The 6,029-nt window shown below is 38.9% G+C and carries 4 protein-coding genes; 1 reads left to right on the top strand and 3 read right to left on the bottom strand.

Annotated elements, in window-relative coordinates; translation table 11 throughout:
* Positions 1-61: 61 nt before the first annotated feature.
* The 3 genes from F606_RS0120065 to F606_RS22085 all read right to left on the bottom strand — a co-directional run bounded on the left by F606_RS0120065 (position 62) and on the right by F606_RS22085 (position 5,757).
* Positions 62-4,414 (bottom strand): AAA family ATPase, encoded by a 4,353-nt coding sequence (locus F606_RS0120065; protein ID WP_019555654.1) that lies wholly within the window; start codon positions 4,412-4,414, stop codon positions 62-64.
* A gap of 42 nt (positions 4,415-4,456) precedes the next feature.
* On the bottom strand, positions 4,457-4,993 hold the full coding sequence (locus tag F606_RS0120060; protein ID WP_019555653.1) for a hypothetical protein: 537 nt from the start codon (positions 4,991-4,993) through the stop codon (positions 4,457-4,459).
* A gap of 389 nt (positions 4,994-5,382) precedes the next feature.
* Positions 5,383-5,757, bottom strand: a complete 375-nt coding sequence (locus F606_RS22085; protein ID WP_281166790.1) for a PDDEXK nuclease domain-containing protein — start codon at positions 5,755-5,757, stop codon at positions 5,383-5,385.
* Between the two features lie 80 nt (positions 5,758-5,837).
* On the opposite strand from F606_RS22085, the gene F606_RS0120050 reads away from it, so the two are divergent.
* Positions 5,838-6,029: transposase (locus F606_RS0120050; protein WP_019553720.1), on the top strand; the 192-nt coding region annotated here is incomplete at its 3' end.

Raw genomic sequence — 6,029 nt, 5'->3', positions numbered from 1 at the left:
AGCAAAAGAATTCATTCAACATTAGGCTATTTAAGCCCAATAGACTACAAATGTGCACACCTCAAAATAACTGTCTAATAAAGTGTTGACATACCAATTTTGTATTATCGTGCCACCGAGACCAGCCTCCATAACAGGCATAAGCCATTCCAAAGCATACTATGGCATTACTATGGTCTCCAAATTCCATGAAGCGTTCAGCTAATTGTTCATTTATAGTTGCATCCTGCCAACGACCTTCAGATTCAGCATATTCCTTGATTTGGATGAGATCGTTCACTGACTGGGAAGCCATTATATGATATCTTAAAATGGTATTTACTAAATCACGTTCGTAGAAATGCTCATTCTGATTTTTCAACTTATTAATCGTATCTAAAAAATCACTAAATGCTACTTTGCATTTCTCAGCTATACCTTCAATGGTTATTCTTTCACCATCCAGATTGAACTCAGATAGCTGTTTTGCTAATACTTCAGGTTTATCACCATTTTTAATATCAGCATTAATTGAGATGCCTGTTTCTTCCTTGAGTTCATTTGGCCAGTGCCTCGGCGTAATTTCTGTTAGTATAAAGCATTTAAAACGGTATTCGAAGTCTCGGTACACTTCTGCGGAGCAAAATTCATGTGCCAAATTGACGATATGTTGTTTGGTTCCCATAACTTGCTTACAGTGTGTGCCATCTTCACTATCATGATTGGTAAATATTTCGGTGAGAAGCCACAGATATTCAAGGTCGCCACCCGTGGCCCCGAGAAGATAAGCCTCAAGGCAATTCTGCATTTTCCATCTTGCTTTGTTCTTAGAAAAAACTATGAGTAGATCCAATGCAGCTTGCCTATTGACCTTTAGAACAGACTCGAACGCCATCTGTAGAAACCATTTGGTCTCCCTGCCATCTGTAAGATGTGGCATCCAATCCACCATTAATAACACATGAGCACACCGCTCAAGTGCCTGTGCAGATTGACGCTGGTTGATAAGATCAAGAACATCGATTAAGTATGAAAGAGTGACATCCTTATGATAGCCGTATATTAGTGACGAGCGTATGCCATAATGTAGCCACGTGTCAGCATCATCACGCATCCCGCACTTAGCCATAATATTTGCAAGCCAAATGAAATGATCCGAACGTGTCCCCCCTTTCAGTAAGGTCGATTCTTCATAGGTTTCAGCACAGCTTTTCAGAATTGGAGCAAGTCTGGTTGACACCTGCGGAATTCTTGCAATAATTTCCAAAATCCGAAGTTCAAAATCATAATTTTGGCAGGATTCCCCTATTCCGTAATGTGTAGTCCACAGTAAAGAATCGCGTAAGGTGCCTATTTTCTTGACCCATTCGTTTAGATGCTCTGGAAAGCATTTCTGTACCTGTTCAGTTAAAAGCCCAATAGACAGTTGTATAACGTCTCTGATTAGATCAATCGACTCAAAGATTCTTTCGTCATCCCCTTGTTCGGCTTGAACAAGTATACTTATACTCTGTTGCGCTTCTTCATACCAGCTATGACTAGTGCCTCTAAATGACGTTCCAATGCAGTGGCATGCCATGAGTAAATGTCTAAGAGCCGAGTTCCAAAGCGTTCGATCTATACCAACCGAGGAGATTATGTTTTTATAGGCTTCCTCATTTCCCTCATAGGCAACAACAGTGAAAGCATATACACAGCGTCTCAGCATCGGATCGCTTCGGGGAATATAGTCTGGCGCTGAAATTCTCGGTGCTTCAATACTTCCTGCAATAGCAGTGACCTCGGAAACAGTCATACCAACCTTGGCCGCATAAAATGCAAGCTCAACATTATTCGAAGGCTGTTCCTGCTCCCAATACTCGGACACAGCAGTACGTAGTTCATTAATTAGATTATGGCGAGCAAAAGCGCGAATTAAAAGATATTTCACCAAATTACTTGGGAATAGTCTTTTCACTCGCTTGAGCCGATTCCACTTGTCTGTAAAACCGAATTTAACTAGTGTATCGATATAAGCATCTAAATGTGGAGTATAGGCTGGGACATATATGTCCTGCTCCTCCAAAATTCCAGGAGAAAAATTGAACTGCGCAAGCCACCGTAGTGGCCGTGCCTGCTTGTCCTCATAAATTCCTAGGCATCGTGCTAACCCAATGACTTGCAGCCTTTCATCATCTGCGTTATCGGAATCAACCCCTCGAAATTCATTTACAAAAACATCGAAAAGCTGCCGTCCAAGCTCGAATTTTCCTACTTCAGCCAATCTATACATAACCGCAAGCGAAGTATGGCTTTCTACAAGCCATTGATTGGCTTCTGGTGAATAAGCAAAGGTGATTACATCCTGTTCCCTACCCAAAGCAAGAAGAGCACCCGCTAACCGGACTCGATTAAGATTGTATTCAAGCCGCTCACCAGTTCTATATTTCAATACTCCAAGTCGACTTAGTTGAACAATATCTTTTTGATTGAATGCTGCCTCAACCGCCCAATGTATAGCATCTAGGATTTCTGAAGATGGTCTACAATGTAGTAATGCACGATCCACAAATTCTTCGTTCACCTCATTAAAGATATAAAGGTAATCTTCAGCATCATAGCAGCATTTAAAAATATGGTTAAACCAACGGGGAGAATCTTTATTATCTTTTAAAAATGTACAAATATTAATTTTTATCTCTTTAACCCAATCGTTAGGTACTTGATTAATCACAAATTCACGAAAGCTGTTATGGAACACTGTTAATCTATCTTCTGAATCGCGCAAAAGGTGGCAAATACATTTGTAGGCATTTTCAAAAGCTGACCTATTAAGTGCCGCAATCTTATAAAATTCATCCCTATGTACACTAAAACGCATACAAGCCATTACTACACATAGGTGCTTTGCGTCTGCCATACCAACTCTTTCAAATTCGTCCCATAGTAATCCGTAATAATTACGAATATCCCCACCCGAGGCAGGAGTTAAAGAATCAATAGCGTGTATTACTGATTCACTTGAAATAATAATTTCAGCCGCATACCTCAAATATAGAGGTAGACCTTCACTCTTTTTGTGAAGCTTTGCAATGTCTGCATATGTCAGGCCTGAAATACCCCGTTTATTTTTCAGATAATCTCCTGTCTCGACTTCGGAAAATAGCGGCATCTTAATATGGCTATCCGGACATTCTCTCGCTCGTTTAAGAAAATATGGCCACTTGTGCAACTCCTGTGTACCAACAACTATGGTCACACCCTCCGGAACATCTGCTGGCAATGCTGAAATCACCGTTTCCCTGATTTCGCTCTCAAGCCGTTCAGCATGATCCAGCCCATCAAGGAAAATAATGAATCGACGCCCATGATCCACAAAAAACTTGGCTAGTGCTGCAAGACATTCATGGAAGTTACGTTCGCTATAATCAAAACGTCTTTTAAGGACATCTGGATATCTCCTTTGGAACTCACTAAGAAGGTTTGCCCGGAGACTCTCAGCCTGAACACGCATTCTTTGAGCATTATCATTAACTCCAACAAAACAGTAATATCTAAACACTTCATAACTAGAACTGCTAAGCGCATTGAAGTACATAGTCAGTGAAGTAGATTTTCCACTACCCGGAAGTCCTGTAACAATCAGATATCCTCCGTTAATATTCGGTAATACCTCGTCAAGTTGTTCCGAAAGAGATTTTTGTTCTACGAAGTGATTCTGATTAACTGGGAATACTTGAGGGGTAAGCAACTGGCTCTGAAGCCTCTCTAAGAGATTATCAATAGTTTGGGTGGTAATTGCTTCCCGCGAAAAAATCGCATTGTTTTTTATAGCATTTTTAAGATCCAAAAAAATGCTATCATCTGAAAGCCCCAGTTCCTTGTCGAGAAGAACTGTTCGAATATATTGTTCTATCTCTGACAGGATCGGCTGTCGTAGTACAAATTTGAAGTCTCTCAAGAATTCTGCAAATGAGTCTGCATCAAGACCTGATATAGAGGCTAATTTCGATCGCAGTTTTTTAGCCTCGCCACGCCGACGATCCTCTATAACCTCACATGAAAATCTCCCGTCTACATCCACAAGATCAAGGAGAACACTACTCAAACCTCTGTTTGAACATAAGCACACGGTAAGATTTCGCTCAGGAAAACGTTGCTTCATAATTTGCCAACTTGCAGCAAATTTTTTGAAACTAACTGGGCTCTCAGGATCGAGTAGATCAGCCGTGTCATAGTTCTCGAGCGAATTTATTGCGTACTTGACTTGATAAGCCGAGATATCGGAGCCTTGAAACATAACGATGTCATCAAGATTTCCAGATTTTTCGTACTCAAGAAACATATCAAAAGGTTTACGATCAATATAAGCTTTTAAAGCTAGTCGCAACGCAATATTGTCCTGGTATTCATCACCTTTTCGTCGCGAACTACCTCTTTTACCTACTTCAGACATCAAATTCCTCCTACATCCACAATACTCAGTTACTGAAAACTCTTACCAATGTTCTAAAACCCTCGCGTGATATTTGGGATTTTCCTCTTCAGCATCAAAAATCACACGATCATCAAGTTGATATTTATCTAGCCATAAGTAATCATCGCTTTCATGATCTGTCCATGAAACAATGAATATTTTTCCAATGTGCCGATGAATACAAAGGTCGTCCAAAATAGCTTCCTTATTCTTCATTTTAAGTACCGAATCGATAGGGTATAATATCGCAAAATCATACTCGTCATACGTTCTTTTCCAAGAACCTACATTAATTGTATCTATAAATAATTTATGATTGCCCAATTTGTAAGGCGTTCCCGTTTGGAATCTGGTTGTAGATTTTCCAAGAAAAGAACTTACATTGTCCATACCATTTGCTCTAAATAATATGGAGGACGGCGATAATACGGATCTCGCTATTTGTTGTAATACCAATTTATGCTTTTCATATTGGTAAGTACCTGTTAACAACAGAATTTTATTTTCTGATTTTAGAAAATCTGTTATTTTTTCAGTTGCCTGCTGCCTATTATTCATAATCTACCTTCCTTTCACAACAAACTTTTGATAAGCATATTACCTCATTTATGAATATCATCGCTATTATCTTCTATGTCTCATTTTATCACTTTTTCAAAACATTAACACTTCTTACCATAAAATGAACTTGGAGTCCATAATGGACCCCAAGTTCATTTCTCATAACAAATTACGCCCTCTCAGTGATACGATCTAACTATTGAAAAAATGACAAAAAATCACCTTAATGATCTACATGTACAAAAATGAAATAACATTCCCCTTAATTCCTCTGTCTTTCAGATACAGTCAAGCAGGATATTATTTCATTCGGCTCTGAATATCCGCAACAGAAGGTAATTGCTCCTTTAATTCTTCTGGGAGATCACTAGTAACTCTATATTCACTCACACCAATGGTTTGCTCATATCCTTTAGTGAATATTCAGCAACCAAATCATTTTTGCTCTTACAAAGCAAGAGACCGATGGAAGGATTATCTATTTCTTTTTTTAGCATCCCATCAACTGCTGACAGATAAAAATTTAATTGACCCGCATATTCCGGTTTAAATGCGCCTGTCTTCAACTCAATGACAACATAACAACGAAGGTTCAAATTGTAAAAAAGCAAGTCTATGTAAAAGTCGTCTCCACCAACATTAAGATGATATTGGTTTCCTAAAAATGCAAAACCTTTTCCCAGTTCTAAAAGCAGCCGAGTAAGATTTCTGACCAACGCTTCCTCAATATCTCTTTCAATCATATCTTCCTTAAAGGTTATAATGGATAGGTTACACTAAACTGGACAGATAAAATAAGGTCAAGTACACTTAAACTCAATATAAGATGAGGAGATTTACAATGAGCAAACGTGAACGCAGAACTTATACAGAAGAATTCAAAAACCAAATTGTCCAGTTATATTTAAATAATAAACCCCGACAGGACATCATTCGCGAGTACGAATTGACACCTTCTACCTTTGATAAATGGGTGAAACAAAATCAAACATCAGGTTCCTTCAAAGAAAAAGATAACCGTTCTCCCGATGAA

The organism is Propionispira raffinosivorans DSM 20765, from assembly GCF_000381065.1.
Classification (GTDB): Bacteria; Bacillota; Negativicutes; order Selenomonadales; family Selenomonadaceae; genus Propionispira; species Propionispira raffinosivorans.
This window is presented reverse-complemented; position numbering and strand designations above follow the sequence as displayed.